This is a genomic window from Microbacterium sp. OVT16B (assembly GCF_019969705.1).
Classification (GTDB): domain Bacteria; phylum Actinomycetota; class Actinomycetes; order Actinomycetales; family Microbacteriaceae; genus Microbacterium; species Microbacterium natoriense.
Window position 1 is genome coordinate 1,676,644 of record NZ_JAHXZA010000001.1, and the last position, 22,840, is coordinate 1,699,483.

The following is a 22,840-nucleotide window of genomic DNA, read 5'->3' on the forward strand; positions in this document are numbered from 1 at the left end:
GTGCTCCGCCACGGAGGAGGAGCGCACCGTGGCTGCCGGCGGAGCCGATGTCCGTGGCCCCTCGTAGACTTGACCGGTGCCTATCGTCCCGGTTGCAACCCCAGGAAAACTCAGTGTTCGCGGTGCCCGCGTGCACAACCTCAAGAACGTCGACATCGACATCCCGCGCGACTCCCTCGTCGTGTTCACCGGCCTGTCCGGCTCTGGGAAGTCCAGCCTCGCGTTCGACACGATCTTCGCAGAGGGGCAGCGTCGCTACGTCGAATCGCTGAGCGCGTACGCGCGCCAGTTCCTCGGGCAGGTGGACCGCCCAGACGTCGACTTCATCGAGGGGCTGAGCCCCGCGGTGTCGATCGACCAGAAGTCGACCAACCGCAACCCGCGCTCCACCGTCGGCACGATCACCGAGATCTACGACTACATGCGTCTGCTGTGGGCGCGCATCGGCATCCCGCACTGTCCGGAATGCGGGGAGAAGATCCAGCGTCAGACCGTGCAGCAGATCGCCGACCAGCTCATGGAGCTCCCCGAGCGCACCCGCTATCAGATCGTCGCGCCGGTCGTCTCGCAGAAGAAGGGCGAGTTCGTCGACCTGTTCCGCGAGCTGGGGGCCAAGGGCTACTCGCGCGCGATCGTCGACGGCGACCTGATCCAGCTCGCCGAGCCGCCCACGCTGAAGAAGAGCTACAAGCACGACATCGCCGTCGTCGTCGACCGCCTCGTGGCCGCCGACGACATCCTCGGCCGCGTCACGGACTCCGTCGAGACCGCCCTCGGTCTCGCCGGCGGGGTCGTGCAGGTCAACTTCGTCGACGAGGAGGGCGACGACGCCTGGCAGTCGTTCTCGGAGAAGCTCGCGTGCCCCAACGGCCACGCGATCACGCTCACCGAGATCGAGCCGCGGACCTTCTCGTTCAACGCGCCGTTCGGCGCGTGCCCCGCGTGCTCGGGGCTGGGCACGCGCATGTCGGTCGACATCGATCTGATGCTCGGCGACGAGGAGCTCTCGATCCGCGAGGGCGCCATCATCCCCTGGACCACGCAGGGCAAGGGGCTGTTCCAGTACTACGAGCGGCTTCTCGAGGGGCTCGCCTCCGACCTCAACTTCTCGCTCGACACGCCCTGGCAGGATCTGCGCGTCGACGTGCAGGATGCGATCCTCCGCGGTGAGAACTACAAGGTCACGGTCAAGTGGAAGAACCGGTACGGCCGCGAGATGCGCTACGCGTCCGGCTTCGAGGGCGTCGTGCCCTACATCGAGCGACAGTACGCGCAGGCGGAGTCCGACACGCAGCGGGCCCGCTGGGGAGAGTACCTCCGCGAAGTGCCGTGCCCGGTATGCGACGGCAACCGCCTCAAGCCCGAGGTTCTCGCGGTGCAGGTGCACGGACACTCGATCGCCGAGGTCTCCCACCTCAGCCTCGCCGATGCGCGTGAGTTCATGGGCACGCTCACACTCACCGACCGCGAGGCGAAGATCGCCGCGCAGGTGCTGCGCGAGATCCGTCTCCGCCTCGACTTCCTGCTGCAGGTCGGTCTCTCGTACCTCAACCTGAGCCGGTCCGCAGGGTCGCTCTCCGGCGGCGAGGCGCAGCGCATCCGGCTCGCGACGCAGATCGGCTCCGGCCTCACCGGCGTGCTGTACGTGCTCGACGAGCCGTCCATCGGACTGCACCAGCGCGACAACCGCCGGCTCATCGACACGCTGCTCAAGCTCCGCGATCTCGGCAACACCCTCATCGTCGTCGAGCACGATGAGGAGACCATCGAGGCGGCCGACTGGGTCGTCGACATCGGCCCCGGCGCCGGCGTCAACGGAGGAGAGGTCGTCCACTCCGGGCCGTACTCCGCGCTGCTGAGCGAGTCCGCGTCGATGACGGGGGAGTACCTCTCCGGACGCCGCGAGATCCCCGCCCCGAAGAAGCGCCGCAAGATCGACAAGAAGCGGATGCTGAGCGTCGTCGGAGCGCGGGAGAACAACCTCAAGAACGTGAACGCCGACTTCCCGCTCGGCCTCCTCACCGCCGTGACGGGCGTGAGCGGTTCGGGGAAGTCGTCGCTCGTCAACGACATCCTGTACCAGGTGCTCGCCTCGCGACTCAACGGAGCGCGCACGGTCCCCGGCAAGCACACCCGCGTCTCCGGCCTCGACAACCTCGACAAGGTCGTGCATGTCGACCAGGCGCCGATCGGGCGCACCCCGCGGTCGAACCCGGCGACGTACACGGGTGTGTTCGACCGCATCCGCACGCTGTTCAGCGAGACGCCGGAGGCGAAGGTGCGCGGCTACCAGCCCGGGCGCTTCAGCTTCAACGTCAAGGGCGGACGCTGTGACGCCTGCTCTGGCGACGGCACGATCAAGATCGAGATGAACTTCCTCCCCGACGTCTACGTCGACTGCGAGGTGTGCCACGGCAAGCGGTACAACCGCGACACCCTGGCCGTGCACTACAAGGGCAAGAACATCGCCGAGGTGCTCGAGATGCCGATCGCCGAGGCCGCCGAGTTCTTCGAGCCGATCCAGGCGATCCACCGCTACATGAAGACGCTGGTCGACGTCGGCCTCGGCTACGTGAGGCTGGGGCAGTCCGCGACCACCCTGTCGGGCGGCGAAGCGCAGCGCGTGAAGCTCGCGACCGAGCTCCAGCGTCGCAGCAACGGACGCAGCATCTACGTGCTCGACGAGCCGACGACCGGTCTGCACTTCGAAGACGTCCGCAAGCTGCTCGAGGTGCTGAACGGACTCGTCGACAAGGGGAACACGGTCATCGTCATCGAGCACAACCTCGACGTCATCAAGTCGGCGGACTGGGTCATCGACCTCGGCCCCGAGGGCGGCTCGGGCGGTGGTGAGATCCTCGCGGTCGGCACGCCGGAGCAGATCGCCCGCGTCGAGGAGAGCCACACCGGTCAGTTCCTCGCGGAGATCCTCGGCGACGGGCGGGCGGCTCGGAAGGCCAGCTGATGGCCGACGTGCTGCCCTACAAGCCGCGGACCGGTGAGATCCCCACCGACCCCGGCGTGTACAGGTTCCGCGATGCGGAGGGGCGCGTGCTCTACGTCGGCAAGGCGAAGAACCTGCGCCAGCGTCTCTCGAACTACTTCGCCCCGCTGCGCACCCTGCATGAGCGCACCAGGCGGATGGTGACGACGGCGGCGTCGGTGGAGTGGACGGTCGTGTCGACCGACGTGGACTCCCTGCAGCTGGAGTACATGTGGATCAAGGAGTTCGATCCGCCCTTCAACGTGCGCTACAAGGACGACAAGTCCTACCCCTTCATGGCGGTGACCCTCGGAGACGAAGCTCCTCGCGTGATCGTGACCCGCAACCGCAAGATCGCAGGCGCGCGCTACTTCGGTCCGTACCCCAAGGTGTGGGCCGTGCACGACACGATCGACCTGATGATCAAGGTCTTCCCCATCCGCACGTGCAGCGACGCCAGTTACAAGCGCGCCATGCAGACGGGGCGTCCCTGCTTCCCCGGGCAGATCGGCAAGTGCGGCGGACCGTGCTCGATGACGGTCACGATCGAGGAGCACCGCGCCATGGTCGACGACTTCGTCGCCTTCATGGCCGGGGGCGATGAACGGTTCACGAAGGACCTGACGGCGAGGATGCTCGCCGCATCCGCGGCCATGGACTACGAGGCCGCGGCGAAGTACCGCGACCGGCTCTCCGCGATCGAGGCCGTGCTCGGCAAGAGCGCTCTCGTGCTCTCGCCCGACGAGGACGCCGACCTGTTCGGGATCGCGGAGGACGAGCTGTCGGCGGCTGTGCAGCACTTCGTCATCAGAGGCGGTCGGGTGCGGGGCGTCAGGGCGCTGGCGCTCGACAAGGAGATCGACATCTCGGGTGCGGAACTCGTCGATCAGGTGCTGCAGCGCGCCTACGGCGATGCCCAGGACGTGCCCCGCCGCATCCTGGTGCCGACGCTGCCCGACGACGCGGCGGAGCTGGAGCTCTGGCTCAGAGAGCGCCGCGGCAAGAAGGTCGAGATCGCCGTCGCTCAGCGAGGTCAGCGCGCCGACCTCATGCGCACGGCGACGCTGAACGCGCAGCAGGCGCTCATCAGGCACAAGACCAGACGCACCAGCGACTATGTCGCCCGCACGCAGGCGCTCACCGATCTGCAGGACGCCCTGGGAATGGCGGATGCTCCGCTGCGCATCGAGTGCTACGACATCTCCCATCTGAGCGGCACGAACGTCGTGGCGTCGATGGTCGTCTTCGAGGACGGACTCCCGCGCAAGGACCAGTACCGCTCGTTCAACATCGCAGAGACGACCGACGACACCGACTCGATGTACCAGGTGCTCACCAGGCGCCTCGCCTACCTCGACAGGCCGGAGCCATTGGAGGAGACCGAGGGTGAGGAGACGACCGGGCGCAGGAAGCCGCGTTTCGCGTACCCGCCGCAGCTCCTGCTCGTCGACGGCGGCCAACCGCAGGTGGAGGCCGCCGCACGGGCGCTTCGCGACTCGGGGCACACCGAGATCGCGGTCTGCGGCATCGCCAAGCGCCTGGAGGAGATCTGGCTGCCCGGCGAGGACTTCCCGGTGATCCTCCCGCGCACGAGCGAGTCCCTGTACCTTCTCCAGCGTCTCCGCGACGAGGCGCATCGCTTCGCGATCACGCACCAGCGCAAGCGCCGTCGCAACGACATCACGACGATCCTCGCCGAGGTCCCAGGGCTCGGCGCTGCCCGCATCAAGGTGCTGCTCAAGCACTTCGGTTCGGTCACCGCGCTGCGTGCGGCGCAGCCGGGGGAGATCGAAGAGGTCCAGGGCATCGGCCCCGTGCTCGCACAGAGCATCCACACGCATCTCTCCACTCGCTAGGCTGGTGACGGCGGGGGAGAAGGAGCAATGATGGCAGACGGGGACAAGGGCGAGTTCCTCATCGTCACGGGGATGTCGGGCGCGGGGCGCACGACTGTCGCGAACGCACTCGAGGACCTCGGCTGGTACGTCGTCGACAACCTCCCACCGCAGATCCTGCGGCCCCTCCTCGACCTCACCGACATGGGCGGTGATGCGCTTCCGAAGATCGCCGCCGTGGTCGATGTCCGCGGTCGCAACCTCTTCGACGACTTCCCCGGGGTCGCGCGTGCGCTGCGCTCGCGAGGATCCGTGCGTGTGCTGTTCCTCGACGCCTCCGACGACGTGCTCGTGCGTCGATTCGAGTCGGTCCGCCGTCCGCATCCGCTGCAGGGCGACGGCACGCTGCTCGACGGCATCCGCATCGAGCGCTCGCGTCTCGCGGCGATCCGCGAGGCGGCTGATCTCGTGATCGACACGTCCTCGCTGAACATCCATCAGCTCGCGACCCAGGTGTCCGACCTGTTCTCCGAAGAGGGCGCCGCCCGCCACCGCGTGACGCTGATGAGCTTCGGCTTCAAGTACGGCCTGCCCACCGACGTCGACCTCGTCGCCGACATGCGCTTCCTGCCCAATCCGTTCTGGAACGAGGAGCTCCGCGGACAGACCGGTCAGGATGAGGCGGTGCGCGACTACGTGCTCTCGCGGGAAGGGGCGACGGAGTTCCTCGACGCCTACACCGCCGCCCTCACGCCGGTCCTCGAGGGCTACCAGCGTGAGAACAAGAGCCACTCCACCGTGGCCATCGGATGCACCGGCGGAAAGCACCGCTCGGTCGCGATGGTGGAGGAGCTCGCTCGACGCCTCGCGGCGGTCCCCGGAGTCGCCGTCAACGTGCGTCACAGAGACCTGGGCCGGGAGTAGCCGAGCCGCAAAGCCGGGTAGGCTGGAGGTTTGCGTCGCGACCCGGCGCGTGAACGTGAAGGAGTCCCGTGGCACTAACCACCGACGTCAAGGCTGAGCTGGTCAGCATCCGCAATGCACCCCCCACGGTGCGTGTCGCGGAGGTCACCGCCATCCTCCGGTTCGCCGGCGGGCTGCACTCGATCGCCGGCCGGGTGGCCGTCGAAGCCGAGGTGGATGCGGAGGTGCTCGCACAGCGCGTCGCCAGGGACCTCGCGGAGATCTATGGCGTGCGCCCGGAGATCGCCCAGGTGCAGTCGAGCACCGCGAACGACGGCGCCCGCTGGGCCGTGCGCGTGATCGCCTCGGGGGAGACCCTCGCACGCCAGACCGGTCTCCTCGACCAGCGCCGTCGCCCCGTGCGCGGCCTGCCGAACCGTCTGACCACCGGCTCCCGCGCAGAGGTCTCCGGGCTGTGGCGCGGAGCGTTCCTCGCTGCGGGCACGCTCAGCGAGCCCGGCCGTTCCGCGATGCTCGAGGTGTCCTGCCCCACGTCCGAGGCAGCCATGGCCCTCGTCGGCGCCGCACACCGTCTCGGCGTCGCCGCGAAGGCCCGCGAGGTCCGCGGGATGCCGCGCGTCGTCGTCCGCGAGGGCGAGGCGATCCGCACGATCCTCAGCGAGATGGGCGCTCAGCGCACCGCCGTCGCCTGGGAGGAGATGCGTCAGCGCCGCGAGGTGCGGGCCGGCGTGAACCGCCTCGTGAACTTCGACGACGCGAACCTCCGCCGCTCCGCGCAGGCCGCCGTCGCCGCGTGCGCGCGCGTGGAGCGCGCGCTGGAGATCCTCGCCGATGACGTGCCCGACCACCTCAAGGTCGCCGGCGAGCTGCGCCTGGCGCACCGCGATGCGAGCCTCGACGAACTCGGCCACCACGCCGAGCCTCCCATGACGAAGGATGCCGTCGCAGGGCGCATCCGCCGACTCCTCGCGATGGCCGACAAGCGCGCGCAGCAGGAGGGCATCCCCGGAACCGAGGCCGCCGTGCCGGCAGGACTCGACGTCTGATCACACGACCGACGAAAGAGAGCCGACCCCCGACGGGGTCGGCTCTCTTTCGTCATACGGCGGAAGGAACGGGTCCTTCGCCGCGTTGTCGTCAGTAGGATGAAAAGCGTCCGCTCCGCACCGCACTTCGGTGGCGCGGAGGATCGGCAAGCGCCGCGGCGCGGCGCGGATTGGATGAAAGCGAAATGGCGACCTACACGCTCCCCGACCTTCCGTACGACTTCGCAGCCCTCGAGCCGCACATCAGCGGCAAGATCATGGAGCTGCACCACGACAAGCACCACGCGGCCTACGTCGCCGGTGCCAACGCCGCGCTCGACGGTCTCGCTGAGGCCCGTGAGACCGGAAACCTCGCGAACGTGAACAAGCTCGAGAAGGACCTCGCGTTCAACCTCGGCGGTCACGTCAACCACTCCATCTTCTGGACCAACCTGTCGCCGAACGGCGGAGGCGAGCCCGAGGGCGAGCTCCGCGCCGCCATCGACGAGTTCTTCGGCTCCTTCGAGAAGTTCCAGGCGCACTTCACCGCGAACGCCCTCGGCATCCAGGGCTCCGGCTGGTCGGTGCTGAGCTGGGACTCGATCGGACAGCGACTGATCATCCAGCAGCTGTTCGACCAGCAGTCGAACACGGCTCAGGGTACGGTCCCGATCTTCCAGCTCGACATGTGGGAGCACGCCTTCTACCTCGACTACCTGAACGTGAAGGCCGACTACGTCAAGGCCGCCTGGAACATCGCGAACTGGGAGAACGTCGCACAGCGCTTCGACATCGCCCGTGAGAAGACCGCTGGCCTGCTGGTACTGTCGTAAACAAGACGGGCGTCCCGATGGACTCTTCGCCCGTCGGGACGCCGTTGTCCATGCTCTCTCTAGTTGAAACCGCGCGCGAGCGCATAAGAAATCAGGAGACCTGAGTGTCTGTCAAGATCGGTATCAACGGCTTCGGCCGCATCGGACGCAACTACTTCCGCGCGGCTCTCGCGCAGGGGGCTGACCTCGAGATCGTCGCGGTCAACGACCTCACCGACAACAAGACGCTGGCGCACCTGCTGAAGTACGACTCGGTCGGAGGCGTCCTCGACGCCGACATCAGCTACGACGACGACAGCATCACCGTCAACGGCAAGGAGATCAAGGCGTTCGCTGAGCGCGACCCCGCCAACCTCCCGTGGGGCGAGCTGGGCGTCGACATCGTCATCGAGTCGACCGGCTTCTTCACCAAGGCGGAGCTGGCCAAGAAGCACATCGAGGCCGGCGCCAAGAAGGTCCTGATCTCGGCTCCCGGCACGGGTGTCGACGGCACGTTCGTCATGGGCGTGAACGAGGACACCTACAACCCGGAGACGGATCACATCATCTCCAACGCCTCCTGCACCACCAACTGCCTCGCGCCGCTGGCTCAGGTGTTCAACGACGCGTTCGGCATCGACCGCGGCTTCATGATGACCGCGCACGCCTACACGGCCGACCAGAACCTGCAGGACGGCCCGCACGGCGACCTGCGCCGCGCACGCGCCGCAGCGATCAACATCACCCCGGCCTCCACCGGTGCCGCCAAGGCGATCGGCGAGGTGCTCCCGGAGCTCCAGGGCAAGCTGAGCGGCTCGTCGTACCGCGTTCCGGTTCCCACCGGCTCGATCGTCGACCTCACGCTGATCACCGACCGCGAGGACCTCACGGTCGACGAGGTCAACGAGGCCTACAAGAAGGCCGCTGCCGAGGGTCGCCTCGCCGGCTACCTGCAGTACAACGAGGACCAGATCGTCTCCAGCGACATCGTGCACAACCCGCACTCCTCGATCTTCGACGCGACGCTGACCAACGTCAGCGGCAACCTCGTCAAGGTCTCGAGCTGGTACGACAACGAGTGGGGCTACTCCAACCGTCTCGTCGACCTGACCGAGTACGTCGCCGAGCGTCTCTGAATCTCAGACACATGACTCTGCGCACCCTGGACTCACTGGGTTCGCTCGAGGGCAAGCGCGTCATCGTCCGTTGTGACCTGAACGTCCCCCTGCGGGACGGGGTCATAACGGACGATGGCCGTGTACGCGCCTCGCTGCCGACCCTCAACGCCCTCATCAACGCCGGCGCCCGCGTCGTCGTCTGCTCGCACCTCGGTCGTCCCGACGGTGCACCCGACCCGCAGTACAGCCTGGAGCCGGTCGCGCAGCGACTGTCCGAGCTGCTCGGCGCTCCGGTCGCGTTCGCGCGCGACACGGTCGGCGAATCCGCGAAGGATGCCGTCGCCTCGCTCGAAGACGGCGGCGTCGTCGTCATCGAGAACCTGCGGTTCAACGCGGGGGAGACCTCCAAGGACGACGAGATCCGCGGCGCGTTCGCGGCGCAGCTCGCCGAACTGGGCGACGTCCTCGTCTCCGACGGCTTCGGCGTCGTGCACCGCAAGCAGGCCAGCGTCTACGATCTCGCCGAGATCCTGCCGTCGGCCGCCGGTCTGCTGATCGCTGCCGAGCTCGATGTGCTCGACCGCCTCACCGAGAACCCGGAGCGTCCGTACGCGGTCGTCCTTGGCGGCTCGAAGGTCAGCGACAAGCTCGGCGTCATCTCGCACCTGCTCCCGCGCGTCGACCGCATCCTCGTCGGAGGCGGCATGCTGTTCACCTTCCTCAAGGCTCAGGGTCACGACGTCGCCTCGAGCCTCCTGGAGGAGGACCAGCTCGACACCGTTCGCGGATACATCGCCGAGGCGGCGGAGCGCGGAGTCGAACTCGTGCTCCCCACCGACGTCGTGGTGGCGTCGGCCTTCGCCGCGGATGCCGCGCATGAGATCGCCGCAGCCGACGCGATCGAGGACACCGCATTCGGCGCCTCGGGAATCGGCCTCGACATCGGCCCGGAGACCGCCGCGCGGTTCGCCGAGGTCGTACGCGGCTCGAAGACGGTGTTCTGGAACGGCCCGATGGGCGTGTTCGAGTTCCCCGCCTTCGCCGGTGGCACCAAGACCGTCGCCCAGGCTCTCACCGAGGTCGACGGACTCAGCGTCGTCGGCGGCGGCGACTCCGCTGCGGCCGTGCGCCAGCTCGGCTTCGCCGACGACCAGTTCGGTCACATCTCGACCGGCGGCGGCGCCAGCCTCGAATTCCTCGAGGGCAAGAAACTACCCGGACTCACCGTCCTGGGATGGGAGTGACATCGTGGCGACGAACAAGCGCACCCCGCTGATCGCGGGAAACTGGAAGATGAACCTCGACCACCTGCAGGCGGTCGCCTTCGTCCAGAAGCTGCACTGGACGCTGAAGGACGCGAAGCACGAGGACGGGTCCGTCGAGGTCGCGGTCTTCCCTCCGTTCACCGACATCCGCAGCGTGCAGACGCTGATCGACGCCGACAAGATCCCGTTCGCCCTCGGCGCGCAGGACGTCTCGGCGCACGACTCCGGCGCATACACGGGCGAGGTCTCGGGCGCGTTCCTGGCCAAGCTCGACGCGAAGTACGTCATCATCGGGCACTCCGAGCGTCGTGAGTACCACGCGGAGTCGGACGATGTCGTGGCCGCGAAGGTGAAGGCCTCGCTGAAGAACGGACTCGTTCCGGTCATCTGCGTCGGCGAGACCGCGGAGGACCTCGAGAAGTTCGGTGCGAGCGCGGTTCCGGCCGGGCAGCTGGAGGCAGCGCTCCAGGGCGTCTCGAAGGATGCCGACATCGTCGTGGCCTACGAGCCGGTCTGGGCCATCGGCTCCGGCCAGGCGGCGACGCCGCAGCAGGCGCAGGACGTCTGCGCCGCTCTGCGCGGTGTGATCGCGAAGGTCCTCGGCGACGAGGCCGCCGCGCGCACGCGCATCCTCTACGGCGGTTCGGTCAAGTCGGCGAACATCGCCAGCTTCATGCGAGAGCCCGATGTGGACGGCGCTCTGGTCGGCGGGGCGAGCCTCGTCGTCGACGAGTTCGCCGCGATCATCCGGTTCGAGAAGCACGTCGGAGTGTGAGTTGTGGCGGGGCTCCGGCCCCGCCGCACCGTATACTTGACCGTTACGGGGGCAGTCGTGCCCCAGCGAAAGGCTCTTCCTCGTGGAAATTCTCGAGTTCGTCCTGCAGGTCGTGCTGGGCATCACCAGCGTCCTGCTGACCCTCCTCATCCTGCTCCACAAGGGTCGCGGCGGCGGCCTGTCCGACATGTTCGGCGGAGGCATGTCCTCGGCGGTCGGCTCGTCCGGTCTGGCCGAGCGGAACCTCAACCGCTTCACGGTCGTCCTGGCGCTGGCCTGGTTCGTGGCGATCGTCGCGCTCGGCCTCATCACCAAGTTCGAGGTGATCTGATGGCTACCGGCGGCAACGCGATCCGAGGCACCCGGGTCGGCTCCGGCCCGATGGGCGAGCAGGACCACGGCTATCACGCAGACCGCATCGCGGTCTCCTACTGGGACGGACTCGGCAACGAGACCGTCCGCTACTTCGCCGCAGGTCTCCCCGAAGAGGAGATCCCGGAGATCATCGATCATCCGCAGTCGGGTCTGCCGGCCGGTCGAGACAAGGAGAACCCTCCTGCTCTCGCCAAGACCGAGCCCTACAAGACACACCTGGCGTACGTGAAGGAGCGACGCACCGACGAGGAAGCCGTTCAGCTCCTCGAGGACGCGCTCACCCAGCTGCGCGAGCGCCGGGGTCAGTAAGACCCCGGTTCCTTCGCGAGAGGCCGCCACGACGATCCGTCGTGGCGGCCTCTCGCGTCGTCGGGCTCGGTCCACGGTCAGGTCGGTGCAGTCACCGGCAGCCGGTGGCGGCGTCGATGTACGACTGCGGGGGATAGCCGTAGGCCCAGACCCCGTTCGCGTCGTCCGTGTACCCCATGCTGATCGCCCAGGCCGTCGCCCACTTCTCGATGCTGTCCTGGGTGGACGAGTCGTACATGTCCTCGCACTTGACGCTGATCGCGTGGCCGACCTCGTGCGCGACGAGCGACTTGCTGCTGTAGGAGGGCCACCGTTCCGCCACCGAGTTCGAGAGCTCGATCACCGCGCGTCCTGGCGTGTCCCACCACCAGGTGGTGAGTCCGCCCATGCTCCCGCTGCCTCCGGCTCCGCTGACGATGGGGTTCCAGTCGAACTCCAGGAGAACGCCGGGCGCCAGCGAGCGCGCGAACGCCTCGATCTCCAGCCGTTTCGACAGCAGTGGTCCCGCCTTCTCGGCCAGTTCGGCCTGCTCGGACGAGACGACCAGGGCGGCGGCGCTCTGCAGGGAGGCGAGCGACGTCGCGGCGCTGGCATCGATGCCGGTCGCCGCGGACGCCTTCGCCGCCGCGTCGCGGAGAGCGATCACCGCATCGTTCTTCGCCGAGGGATGCGCGGCCTCGAATCCGGCGGCGGTCGATGCCGCCGTCGTGAGCAGTGTCAGACCGGCATCCGACAGCGCGGTCTGCGCCTCGTCGATCGCGGGAGTCTCATCGGCGAGGTCATCCGCCAGATCGTCGAGACCGTCGCGGTCGTCTGCGAGCCGATCGGACGCGGCGAAGAGCTCCCAGAACCAGGCGGGCTTCTCGCCGGGCTCGGGGATGCGCGAGTCCAGGACGTCCTCCGCGTCGGATGCGGCGGCCTCCGCTCCGGACACGGCGGCGGCGAGCGCGTCTTTCGACGCGGAATCCACCAGAGTCCCGTCATCGCTCTGCATCAGCTGGTAGGCGAATCCGGTGGCCGACTGCAGGTCGCCGGTGTCCGCTCGCACCTCGGCGATGGTCTCGCGTGTCGTCTGCACGGCGGCGTCGTACCGCTCGGCGGCGTCGTCGTAGCTCAGATTCGCACCCAGCTGAGCCGCGGCGAGTCCGCCGGCGACGATGAGAGCTCCGACGACCCCGAGCACCAGTCCCGTGCGCCTTCTCCTCGGACGGGTCGGGGCGACGGGCGCACTGGAGAAGAGGAGCGGAAGCTCGTGTGCGCCGCGCAGAGGGGAGTCCGGGTCGGTCACGGCATCCCTCCCTGTAGAAAAGGTCCTCGCCGTGGGCGAGGACCTGATCAGATCGAGGGGGTGACGGGAATCGAACCCGCGCAATCAGTTTGGAAGACTGAGACTCTACCATTGAGCTACACCCCCGACGCGGTCCATTGCTGGCTCCGCACCGACTCATCGATCATAGCGGACAGTCAGGGGTGCTCTTGTCCGTTAGACTCGATGGGGCTGAATCTGCGCGCGGATTCCCCGGGGCGTAGCTCAGTTTGGTAGAGCGCCCGCTTTGGGAGCGGGAGGTCGCAGGTTCAACTCCTGTCGCCCCGACACGGCTTTCTCAAGCCTCAGCGCCGCGATTCAGCGCGGAAACTACAAGGAGAACAAACCAGCATGGCGAACAGCACCGTCGAGAAGCTGACCCCGACCCGGGTCAAGCTCAGCATCACGGTCACCCCGGAAGACCTCAAGCCCAGCATCGCCCACGCCTACGAGCACATCGCTCAGGACGTGCAGATCCCCGGCTTCCGCAAGGGCAAGGTCCCTGCTCCCATCATCGATCAGCGCATCGGCCGCGGTGCGGTCATCGAGCACGCGGTCAACGAGGGCCTCGACAAGTTCTTCCGTGACGCCACGGTCGAGCACAAGGTCCGCGTCGTCGGCCGCCCGTCGGCCGAGATCACGCAGTGGCCGAACGAGAAGGATTTCTCGGGCGACCTGCTCGTGGACATCGAGGTGGACGTCCGCCCCGAGATCGAGCTGCCCTCCTACGACGGCATCACCCTGACGGTCGACGCCGTCGAGGCCGACGACGCCGCTCTCGACGAGGAGCTCGAGAACCTGCGCGCCCGCTTCAGCACGCTCGTCCCCGTCGACCGCCCCGCAGCGAAGGGCGACTTCGTCGAGCTCGACCTGGTCGCCACGATCGACGGCGCCGAGATCGACCGCGCGGAGGGCGTCTCCTACGAGGTCGGCTCCGGCGAGCTGCTCGAGGGCATCGACGACGCGATCGAGTCGCTCACCGCCGGTGAGGACACGACCTTCCGCTCCGCCCTCGTCGGCGGCGACCACGCCGGCTCCGAGGCCGAGGTCTCCGTGACCGTCAAGGCCGTCAAGGAGCGCGAGCTCCCCGAGGCGGACGACGACTTCGCGCAGATCGCCAGCGAGTTCGACACGATCGCCGAGCTCCGCGCGAGCCTGGCCGAGCGCGTCTCGCAGCAGGGCGTCTTCACGCAGGGCTCCGCCGCTCGCGACAAGCTCGTCGAGACGCTGCTCGAGAAGATCGAGATCCCCGTGCCGCCGCAGCTCATCGAGGACGAGGTGCACAACCACCTCGAGGGCGAAGGCCGCCTCGAGGACGACGTGCACCGTGCCGAGGTCACCGAGGCGAGCGAGAAGCAGTTCCGCACGCAGGTGCTGCTCGACACCATCGCCGAGCAGGCTGACGTGCAGGTCTCGCAGGAGGAGCTCTCGCAGTACCTCGTGCAGTCCGCTGCGCAGTACGGCATGGCGCCGCAGGAGTTCGTCGAGGCGCTGCAGTCGTCGAACCAGCTGCCCGCGCTCGTCGGCGAGGTCGCCCGCAACAAGGCCCTCGCGATCGCCCTGGGCAAGGTCAAGGTCGTCGACACCAACGGCAAGGCCGTGGACCTGAGCGACTTCGTCGTCGTCGACGACGAGACTTCGGACGAGGAGACTCCCGCCGAGGAGAAGCCCGCCAAGAAGGCTCCCGCCAAGAAGGCTCCGGCCAAGAAGGCTCCGGCCGACAAGGCCGACGCCGCCGCGGAGGACAAGCCCGCCGCCAAGAAGCCGGCCGCCAAGAAGGCTCCGGCCAAGAAGGCCGCCGACAAGGCTGAGTGATCGAACGATCACGAGAAGGGGCGGATGCTGCGGCATCCGCCCCTTTTTCATCACCGGAAGGGCAGGGCATGAAGAGCTGGGACCAGCGGATCGACGACGTGTGGGATGACGCCTCGGGCGAGGAGGTCGGCGACGAGACCATCGCACGCATCGACGCACTCGCCGCGGAGCGCGGGGAGAACGATGCGCGAGCGGAGTTCGAGCGCGCGGGGGCGCGCGATTCGGCGGGGCGTCCTGCCGAAGCCGTGGTGCTCTACCGTCGCGCGCTCGAGCTCGGCCTCGATGAGGAGCACCGCCCGCAGTGCGTGATCCAGCTGGCGAGCTCTCTGCGCAACCTGGGAGAGTACGACGATGCTCTCGCCGTGATCACGGCGGAGGAGGAGCGCTCGCCCGACGGACCGTATCGGGATGCCGTGGCGACCGTGCACGCGCTCATCCTCGCGAGCGCGGGGCAGCCCGCACGGGGCCTCTCGGTGGCGCTGCTCGCCCTCGTTCCGCACCTGCCGCGCTACCACCGCTCCATGACCGCGTACGCCCACGAGATCGCCGACGCCGACACCTGATATGCCGACGGCGAACACGGCCTGAACGCCGCGTTGTCGCCGGTAGATTCGAAATCACTGAAACACGGAATCAGGAGCTGACATGGCTGCAGAACCCCTCCTCGCGACGAGCGTCTTCGACCGTCTGCTGAAGGACCGCATCATCTGGCTGGGGTCGGAGGTGCGCGACGAGAACGCCAACGAGATCTGCGCGAAGATCCTTCTTCTCGCCGCAGAGGACTCCGAGAAGGACATCTTCCTCTACGTCAACTCGCCCGGTGGCTCGATCACCGCGGGTATGGCGATCTACGACACGATGCAGTTCGTCCCGAACGACATCGTCACCGTCGGCATCGGCATGGCGGCGTCCATGGGGCAGCTGCTGCTGACCGCCGGCACCAAGGGCAAGCGGTACATCACCCCGAACGCCCGTGTGCTGCTGCACCAGCCGCACGGTGGCTTCGGCGGAACGTCGAGCGACATCCAGACGCAGGCGCAGCTCATCACCTCGATGAAGAACCGCCTCGCGGAGATCACCGCGGCGCAGACCGGCAAGTCGGTCGAGCAGATCAACGCCGACGGCGACCGTGACCGCTGGTTCACGGCTCAGGAGGCGCTCGAGTACGGCTTCGTCGACCACATCCGCGAATCGGCTTCCGACGTCATCGGCGGCGGCGGCACCGAGCAGGACTCCAAGTAAGCGGAAAGAGAAGGAATCACATGTACACCCCCACCTTCCAGTCCGCTGGCAATCTCCCGTCCAGCCGCTACGTGCTCCCGCAGTTCGAGGAGCGCACGGCCTACGGCTTCAAGCGTCAGGACCCGTACAACAAGCTGTTCGAAGACCGCGTGATCTTCCTCGGCGTGCAGGTCGACGACGCGTCCGCCGACGACGTGATGGCGCAGCTCCTCGTCCTGGAGAGCCAGGACTCCGAGCGCGACATCACGATGTACATCAACTCGCCCGGCGGATCCTTCACCGCGATGACGGCGATCTACGACACGATGCAGTACGTCGCGCCGCAGATCCAGACCGTCGTGCTCGGACAGGCGGCGTCCGCCGCGTCCGTGCTGCTCGCGGCCGGCGCCCCCGGCAAGCGTCTGGCTCTGCCGAACGCTCGTGTGCTGATCCACCAGCCGGCGATGGGCGAGGCGGGCCACGGTCAGGCGTCCGACATCGAGATCCAGGCGGCGGAGATCCTCCGCATGCGGACCTGGCTCGAGGAGACCATGGCTCACCACACCAACCGCACCGCGGAGCAGGTCAACCGCGACATCGACCGTGACAATATCCTCTCCGCCGAGCAGGCGAAGGAGTACGGCATCGTCGACCAGGTGCTCACGACGCGCAAGCGCGTCTGAGTTCCGCTCCACTCCGCAGAAGGACGCCGGTCATCAGATCGGCGTCCTTTTGCGCATCCACTCGCGCACCGGGTGCTCATATGAGCAAACGGGTGCACGAACGCAGATGACCCTCTATCCTGGTGAAGGAAGGAGGATGCCGTGGAAGAAGAGCTGGTCATGGTTCGCGTCGCCGAGCTGTACTACGACGAGGACAAGACTCAGGACGAGATCGGCGCCCTTCTCAAGATCTCCCGCTGGAAGGTCGGCCGCCTGCTCACGCAGGCTCGCGAGCGCGGCATCGTCCGCATCGAGATCGTGCATCCGCGCGCGCGTCGGCTGGGCCTCGAGCGCCAGCTGGTGGAGAAGCACGGCCTCGCCGCCGCCATCGTCGTGCCGGCGCCCGAAGGCGATGAGGGCACGCTCGAACGCGTCGCCCAGGCCGCAGCGGACTATCTCACTGCGATGCGTCCCGTGCCCCGCACGCTCGGGGTCAGCTGGGGCCGGACGCTCCGCGCGGTCGCCGAGGCGCTGCCCGACGGCTGGGCCACGGGAGTGACGGTCGTGCAGTTGAACGGGGGAGTGAGCCTCAACCGCCGTTCCGGTGGTGCGGCCGGTCTCGCGGTGACGATCGCCCAGCGGGCATCGGGACACGTGTCTCTGCTGCCGAGCCCGGCGATCCTGGAACGCGTCGAGACCAAGCAGGCGATCGAAGCCGATCGCACGGTCGCCGCAGTGCTCGAGGAGGCTGCGGAGGCGCAGGCCTTCCTCTTCACCGCCGGTCCCTGCGACGCGACATCCGCGCACGTCGAGAACGGCTACCTGACGGCATCCGATGTCGAGGAGCTGGCGCGCCGCGGAGCGGTCGGCGACGTCCTCGGCCGCTACATCGACGCCGACGGCAACATCGTCGACCCCCAGCTCGACGCCCGCACGGTGGGTGTCGAGCTCGACAGGCTCCGCGCCGCCACGAGGGCGGTCTTCGTCGCCACGGGTGCGGCGAAGCATGACATCGCGCGCACGGTCGTCACCAGCGGCCTGTGCAGCGTGATCGTGACAGATGAGAACACAGCCAGAGCATTGTTGGAGGAACAGTGACGACCAAAGAACTCAGCCGCCGATCGGCGGTGGACGTGCTGGGCGGTGAGCCCGACGACGCGACGCTCCGGCGCTTCCTGCACGGACTCCCCGGTGTGGATGCGGTGGGCCTGGAACAGCGAGCGGCCGGACTCGGCACGCGATCGATCAAGACGACGTCGAAGGCCTGGGCGCTCGACACGATCATCACGCTGATCGACCTCACCACCCTGGAGGGCGCAGACACGCCAGGCAAGGTGCGCTCCCTCGTCGCGAAGGCGAAGAATCCGGATGCGGCAGACCCGACCACGCCGCGCGTCGCCGCGGTGTGCGTGTACGGCGACATGGTCGGCGACGCGGTCACCGCTCTCGGCGACCTGCACGGCGACCCCGACGACGGCCGCATCTCGGTCGCGGCGGTGGCCACGGCGTTCCCCAGCGGGCGGTCATCCCTCGCCATCAAGCTCGCAGACACGGCGGAGGCCGTCGCCGCGGGCGCCGATGAGATCGACATGGTGATCGACCGCGGGGCGTTCCTGTCGGGTCGCTACGGTCTGGTGTTCGACCAGATCGCCCAGGTGAAGGAGGCCTGCCGTCGCGAGGACGGCAGCTATGCCTCGCTCAAGGTGATCCTGGAGACCGGCGAGCTCAACACCTACGACAACATCAAGCGCGCCTCCTGGCTCGGCATCCTCGCGGGCGGCGACTTCATCAAGACCTCCACCGGCAAGGTGCAGCCCGCTGCGACACTGCCGACCACGCTGCTCATGCTGGAGACCGTGCGCGACTGGCACCGCGGCACCGGCGAGAAGATCGGCGTCAAGCCGGCCGGCGGCATCCGCTCGTCGAAGGACGCGGTGAAGTACCTGGTGACCGTCGCCGAGACCGTCGGAGAGGAATGGCTGCAGCCGCACCTGTTCCGTTTCGGCGCATCGAGCCTCCTCAACGACGTGCTGCTGCAGCGCCAGAAGCTCGCCTCCGGCCACTACTCCGGCCCCGACTACGTCACGATCGACTGAGTGGAACCGAACATGTCATTTCTGGAATACGCCCCCGCGCCGGAGTCGAAGGCCGTCCTGAACCTCAGGGACAGCTACGGCCTGTTCATCGACGGCGAGTTCGTCGACGGATCGGGGAAGAGCTTCACGACCATCTCGCCGTCGGATGAGACCCGCATCGCGGAGATCGCCACCGCGAGCGACGAGGACGTCGACCGTGCCGTCGCCGCCGCACGTCGCGCCTACGACCGGACCTGGTCGAAGATGAGCGGTCGGGACCGCGGCAAGTACCTGTTCCGCATCGCACGTCTGGTGCAGGAGCGCGCCCGCGAGCTCGCGGTCGCCGAGAGCCTCGACAACGGCAAGCCGATCAAGGAGAGCCGCGATGTCGACGTTCCTCTCGTCGCATCCTGGTTCTTCTACTACGCCGGCTGGGCAGACAAGCTCGACTACGCCGGGCTCGGCGCCAACCCGCGCGCGCTCGGCGTCGCAGGCCAGGTCATCCCGTGGAACTTCCCGCTGCTCATGCTCGCGTGGAAGCTCGCCCCTGCGCTGGCTGCGGGGAACACCGTCGTGCTCAAGCCCGCCGAGACCACGCCCCTCACTGCGCTGATCTTCGCGGAGATCCTGCAGCAGGCTGACCTCCCCGCCGGTGTGGTGAACATCATCACCGGAGCCGGTGCGACCGGCGCGGCGCTCGTCCGCCACCCCGACGTCGACAAGGTCGCGTTCACCGGCTCCACCGGAGTCGGTCGCGACATCGCCAAGGCCGTCGCGGGAACCGGCAAGAAGCTCACGCTCGAACTCGGCGGCAAGGCGGCGAACATCGTGTTCGACGATGCGCCGATCGACCAGGCCGTCGAGGGCATCGTCAACGGGATCTTCTTCAACCAGGGGCACGTCTGCTGCGCGGGCAGCCGGCTGCTCGTGCAGGAGTCGATCCACGACGAGGTCGTCGACAGGCTCAAGAACCGCCTGTCGACGCTGCGCCTGGGCGACCCGCTCGACAAGAACACCGACATCGGCGCGATCAACTCCGCCGCTCAGCTGGCCCGCATCCGCGAGCTCAGCGACATCGGAGAGGCCGAGGGCGCCGAGCGCTGGACCGCGGACTGCGTGATCCCCGAGAAGGGCTTCTGGTTCGCTCCCACGATCTTCACCGGCGTCGAGGCGTCGCACCGGATCGCCCGCGACGAGGTGTTCGGACCAGTGCTCTCGGTGCTCACCTTCCGCACCCCGGCGGAGGCGATCGCCAAGGCCAACAACACCCCCTACGGCCTGTCCGCGGGAATCTGGTCGGACAAGGGGTCGCGGATCCTCGCCGTCGCCGACCGTCTGCGCGCCGGCGTGATCTGGGCCAACACCTTCAACCGCTTCGACCCGTCCAGCCCGTTCGGCGGCTACAAGGAGTCCGGATACGGCCGCGAAGGCGGACGTCAGGGTCTGACCGCCTACCTCCAGGGAGCAGCATCATGAGCAAGCGACTCACCGTGCCCAAGACCTACAAGCTCGCTATCGGCGGAGCGTTCCCGCGGAGCGAGTCCGGGCGCACCTACGAGGTGCTCTCCGCGAAGGGGGCGTTCCTCGCGAACGCGGCCAAGGGGTCGCGCAAGGACGCTCGGGATGCCGTCGTCGCCGCGCGCGCCGCGGTGAAGGGCTGGTCCGGTGCGACCGCCTACAACCGCGGTCAGGTGCTCTACCGTGTCGCGGAGGTCCTGGAGGGACGCCGTGCGCAGTTCGTCGACGAGATCGTCGCCCAGGAGGGCGTGTCCGCCGCCGTCGCGGGTGCACAGGTCGACGAAGCCATCGACCTCTGGGTCTGGTACGCGGGGTGGTGCGACAAGTACGCGCAGGTCGCAGGCAACGCGAACCCGGTCGCCGGCCCGTACTTCAACATCTCGGTGCCGGAGCCGACCGGCGTCGTCGCGATCGTCGCGCCGCAGGACTCCGCTCTTCTCGGCCTGGTGTCGGTCGTCGCGCCGGCGCTCGTCGCGGGAAACACGGTCGTCGTGATCGCCAGCGAACGGCATCCGCTCTCCGCGATCAGCCTGGCCGAGGTCCTCGCGACCAGCGACGTGCCAGGGGGCGTCGTGAACGTCCTCACCGGTTCGCCGGCCGAGATCGCGCCGTGGCTCGCATCCCACCAGGATGTAAACGCACTCGACCTCGCCGGAGCTGGTGACCTGGACTGGGTCGACCTGCAGATCGCCGCGGCCGAGACCCTCAAGCGGGTTCTCACCCCCGGCGCCGTCTCGGCCTCTCCCGAGCGCATCGGGGCCTTCACCGAGGTGAAGACCGTCTGGCACACGAAGAGCATGGTCTGACCCGCCGAAGCGCTTCGCCGACGCCCCAGCTGACCGTCCACGCCCCACCGGGCCGACGTCGGTCAGGTGGGGCGTCGTCGTTCAGCGGGAGGCGTCGATGCGTGCCGGAGACAATCGTGACCGCGCCAATGCGTCCCGGTGTCCGGTGCAGAGGTTAGGCTCGGATGACGATCTCGGCATCCTGAGGAGGACGCGCATGGCCCGTATCGGTGAAAGCGCTGACCTGTTCAAGTGCTCGTTCTGCGGAAAGAGCCAGAAGCAGGTGCAGCAGCTCATCGCTGGCCCCGGTGTGTACATCTGCGACGAGTGCGTCGAGCTGTGCAACGAGATCATCGAGGAGCGGATGGCGGAGTCCGCCGCCACAGGCACCGCCGACTTCGATCTGCCCAAGCCGCGCGAGATCTTCTCCTTCCTCGAGGAGTACGTGGTCGGGCAGGAGCCCGCGAAGAAGGCCCTCGCCGTCGCGGTCTACAACCATTACAAGCGCATCCGCGCGCACGGCACGCTTCAGACCGCTGAGCAGAAGGCCGAGAGCGTCGAGATCGCCAAGAGCAACATCCTGCTCATCGGCCCGACCGGCTGCGGCAAGACCTATCTCGCGCAGACGCTCGCGAAGCGCCTCAACGTCCCCTTCGCCGTCGCCGATGCGACGGCGCTGACCGAGGCAGGGTACGTCGGAGAAGACGTCGAGAACATCCTGCTCAAGCTCATCCAGGCGGCGGACTACGACGTCAAGCGCGCAGAGACCGGCATCATCTACATCGACGAGGTCGACAAGATCGCCCGCAAGGCCGAGAACCCGTCGATCACGCGCGACGTCTCCGGTGAGGGCGTGCAGCAGGCCCTGCTGAAGATCATCGAGGGCACGGTCGCATCGGTGCCGCCGCAGGGCGGTCGCAAGCACCCGCACCAGGAGTTCCTGCAGATCGACACCTCGAACGTGCTGTTCATCGTCGCGGGCGCCTTCGCCGGCCTCGAGGACATCGTCTCGGCGCGCGTCGGCAAGCACGGCATCGGCTTCGGCGCTCCGCTGCACGACAAGGGCAAGGACCTCGATCTGTTCAGCGAGGTCCTGCCCGAGGACCTGCACAAGTTCGGTCTCATCCCCGAGTTCATCGGCCGTCTTCCCGTCGTGACCTCGGTGTCGCCGCTCGACCAGAGCGCACTGATCGACATCCTCACCGGTCCGCGCAATGCGCTGGTCAAGCAGTACCAGCGCATGTTCGAGATCGACGGGGTGCAGCTCGAGTTCGAGGAGGACGCGCTCCGCTCGATCGCCGACCTCGCCGTCGAACGCAAGACCGGTGCTCGTGGTCTCCGTGCCATCCTCGAAGACGTGCTCGGACCGATCATGTTCGAGATCCCCTCGGCCGAAGACGTCGCCAAGGTCATCGTGACCCGCGCTGCCGTCGACGAGGGCGCCCCGCCCACCATCGTGATGGAGCGCAAGCGCAAGAGCGCCTGAGCGTCGAGGCGGTCTCGCCTCGACGGGAGCGTTCGTGCCCTCTCGTCGTGCTCGTCAGGCGACGGGCAGGATGAGATCCGTGCGCAAGGCGTCCGTCGCCGTGGACGGGTCGGAGACGTACACCTCGATCCAGATGCCCCTCGGATCGAGTCCCTCGGCGCGGGCTCGGTCGGACAGGCCCATCCAGCCGGCGCCGAGCTCGTCGTACGACCCCAGGACGGTCGTCGCGGCCGCCGGACCCGCCGGGAGTGCGGATGCCGTGACCTCGAGACCGTTCACGAGGATCGGCTGCTCGGGTGCGAGAACGACAGGGAAGCCGAGCTCGAGGTCGAACACGCGCATCGGATCGCCGTGGTACACGGCCACCGCGGGGCCCGCCGGCACCAGGGCACCCGAGGCGAACAACGACCCCAGTGCCGAGTAGCCCGCGTCGAACACGTCGCGGAGATCCGCGATCGTGATGCCCTCGTGGCGGATCACCGCCAGGGGCGCGGCATCCAGCTCGATGCGGTCGATCAGGCCGAAAGGGGTCTCGGGGAACGCGCTCATGC

General features: G+C 67.9%; 21 protein-coding genes and 2 tRNA genes. 20 read left to right on the top strand and 3 right to left on the bottom strand.

Translation table 11 applies throughout. The features are described from left to right. Positions 1-76: 76 nt before the first annotated feature. From uvrA to LC438_RS07950, 10 genes are all read left to right on the top strand, one after another. On the top strand, positions 77-2,965 hold the full coding sequence (gene uvrA / locus LC438_RS07905; protein ID WP_105674409.1) for an excinuclease ABC subunit UvrA: 2,889 nt from the start codon (positions 77-79) through the stop codon (positions 2,963-2,965). Continuing rightward, positions 2,965-4,839, top strand: a complete 1,875-nt coding sequence (gene uvrC, locus LC438_RS07910; protein ID WP_105674411.1) for an excinuclease ABC subunit UvrC — start codon at positions 2,965-2,967, stop codon at positions 4,837-4,839. Before uvrA ends, uvrC begins: the two co-directional genes overlap by 1 nt. A 30-nt stretch (positions 4,840-4,869) precedes the next feature. Continuing rightward, entirely contained in the window at positions 4,870-5,742 is an 873-nt protein-coding gene (rapZ, locus tag LC438_RS07915) for an RNase adapter RapZ (protein ID WP_105674546.1), read from the top strand. A gap of 68 nt (positions 5,743-5,810) precedes the next feature. Beyond that, positions 5,811-6,788: a DNA-binding protein WhiA gene (gene whiA / locus LC438_RS07920; protein ID WP_105674413.1), complete on the top strand. Its 978-nt coding sequence runs from the start codon at positions 5,811-5,813 to the stop codon at positions 6,786-6,788. Between the two features lie 185 nt (positions 6,789-6,973). Then, positions 6,974-7,600: a superoxide dismutase gene (locus LC438_RS07925; RefSeq protein WP_105674415.1), complete on the top strand. Its 627-nt coding sequence runs from the start codon at positions 6,974-6,976 to the stop codon at positions 7,598-7,600. A gap of 104 nt (positions 7,601-7,704) precedes the next feature. Next, a complete protein-coding gene (gap, locus tag LC438_RS07930) occupies positions 7,705-8,715 on the top strand; it encodes a type I glyceraldehyde-3-phosphate dehydrogenase (protein ID WP_105674417.1) in 1,011 nt (336 codons plus the stop codon). Positions 8,716-8,726: 11 nt separating this feature from the next. After that, entirely contained in the window at positions 8,727-9,941 is a 1,215-nt protein-coding gene (pgk, locus tag LC438_RS07935; protein ID WP_105674419.1) for a phosphoglycerate kinase, read from the top strand. A 4-nt stretch (positions 9,942-9,945) separates the two neighbouring features. Beyond that, a complete protein-coding gene (gene tpiA / locus LC438_RS07940) occupies positions 9,946-10,737 on the top strand; it encodes a triose-phosphate isomerase (RefSeq protein WP_105674421.1) in 792 nt (263 codons plus the stop codon). An 82-nt stretch (positions 10,738-10,819) separates the two neighbouring features. Beyond that, a complete protein-coding gene (gene secG / locus LC438_RS07945) occupies positions 10,820-11,068 on the top strand; it encodes a preprotein translocase subunit SecG (RefSeq protein ID WP_067352826.1) in 249 nt (82 codons plus the stop codon). After that, on the top strand, positions 11,068-11,421 hold the full coding sequence (locus tag LC438_RS07950) for an RNA polymerase-binding protein RbpA (RefSeq protein WP_105674423.1): 354 nt from the start codon (positions 11,068-11,070) through the stop codon (positions 11,419-11,421). The genes secG and LC438_RS07950 overlap by 1 nt, the downstream gene beginning before the upstream one ends. A gap of 91 nt (positions 11,422-11,512) precedes the next feature. Here LC438_RS07950 and LC438_RS07955 read toward each other — a convergent pair whose 3' ends face one another. Continuing rightward, positions 11,513-12,709 (bottom strand): hypothetical protein, encoded by a 1,197-nt coding sequence (locus LC438_RS07955; RefSeq protein WP_223586274.1) that lies wholly within the window; start codon positions 12,707-12,709, stop codon positions 11,513-11,515. Positions 12,710-12,764: 55 nt separating this feature from the next. Beyond that, a tRNA-Gly gene (locus LC438_RS07960) sits at positions 12,765-12,835 on the bottom strand. A gap of 106 nt (positions 12,836-12,941) precedes the next feature. Between LC438_RS07960 and LC438_RS07965 the strand changes: the two genes are divergently transcribed. The 10 genes from LC438_RS07965 (at position 12,942) to clpX (ending at position 22,289) form a co-directional block, all read left to right on the top strand. Then, positions 12,942-13,015: transfer RNA gene (locus LC438_RS07965), tRNA-Pro, on the top strand. Between the two features lie 63 nt (positions 13,016-13,078). Next, positions 13,079-14,542 (top strand): trigger factor, encoded by a 1,464-nt coding sequence (gene tig, locus LC438_RS07970; RefSeq protein ID WP_223586275.1) that lies wholly within the window; start codon positions 13,079-13,081, stop codon positions 14,540-14,542. Positions 14,543-14,610: 68 nt separating this feature from the next. Beyond that, complete coding sequence (locus tag LC438_RS07975; RefSeq protein WP_223586276.1) at positions 14,611-15,105, top strand: tetratricopeptide repeat protein; 495 nt, start codon at positions 14,611-14,613, stop codon at positions 15,103-15,105. A gap of 82 nt (positions 15,106-15,187) precedes the next feature. Continuing rightward, positions 15,188-15,784, top strand: coding sequence for an ATP-dependent Clp protease proteolytic subunit (locus LC438_RS07980; RefSeq protein ID WP_105674431.1), 597 nt, complete (start codon positions 15,188-15,190; stop codon positions 15,782-15,784). A 20-nt stretch (positions 15,785-15,804) separates the two neighbouring features. Continuing rightward, complete coding sequence (locus LC438_RS07985) at positions 15,805-16,446, top strand: ATP-dependent Clp protease proteolytic subunit (RefSeq protein WP_105674433.1); 642 nt, start codon at positions 15,805-15,807, stop codon at positions 16,444-16,446. A 141-nt stretch (positions 16,447-16,587) separates the two neighbouring features. Further along, positions 16,588-17,523 (top strand): sugar-binding transcriptional regulator, encoded by a 936-nt coding sequence (locus LC438_RS07990; RefSeq protein WP_105674435.1) that lies wholly within the window; start codon positions 16,588-16,590, stop codon positions 17,521-17,523. Beyond that, positions 17,520-18,521, top strand: coding sequence for a deoxyribose-phosphate aldolase (gene deoC, locus LC438_RS07995; protein WP_105674438.1), 1,002 nt, complete (start codon positions 17,520-17,522; stop codon positions 18,519-18,521). Before LC438_RS07990 ends, deoC begins: the two co-directional genes overlap by 4 nt. Positions 18,522-18,533: 12 nt before the next feature. Then, positions 18,534-19,976: an aldehyde dehydrogenase family protein gene (locus LC438_RS08000; RefSeq protein WP_223586277.1), complete on the top strand. Its 1,443-nt coding sequence runs from the start codon at positions 18,534-18,536 to the stop codon at positions 19,974-19,976. After that, on the top strand, positions 19,973-20,824 hold the full coding sequence (locus LC438_RS08005) for an aldehyde dehydrogenase family protein (RefSeq protein ID WP_223586278.1): 852 nt from the start codon (positions 19,973-19,975) through the stop codon (positions 20,822-20,824). Before LC438_RS08000 ends, LC438_RS08005 begins: the two co-directional genes overlap by 4 nt. A 196-nt stretch (positions 20,825-21,020) precedes the next feature. Continuing rightward, positions 21,021-22,289: an ATP-dependent Clp protease ATP-binding subunit ClpX gene (gene clpX, locus LC438_RS08010; protein ID WP_105674442.1), complete on the top strand. Its 1,269-nt coding sequence runs from the start codon at positions 21,021-21,023 to the stop codon at positions 22,287-22,289. Between the two features lie 54 nt (positions 22,290-22,343). Here clpX and LC438_RS08015 read toward each other — a convergent pair whose 3' ends face one another. Then, positions 22,344-22,838: a GyrI-like domain-containing protein gene (locus LC438_RS08015; RefSeq protein WP_223586279.1), complete on the bottom strand. Its 495-nt coding sequence runs from the start codon at positions 22,836-22,838 to the stop codon at positions 22,344-22,346. Positions 22,839-22,840 lie beyond the last annotated feature (2 nt).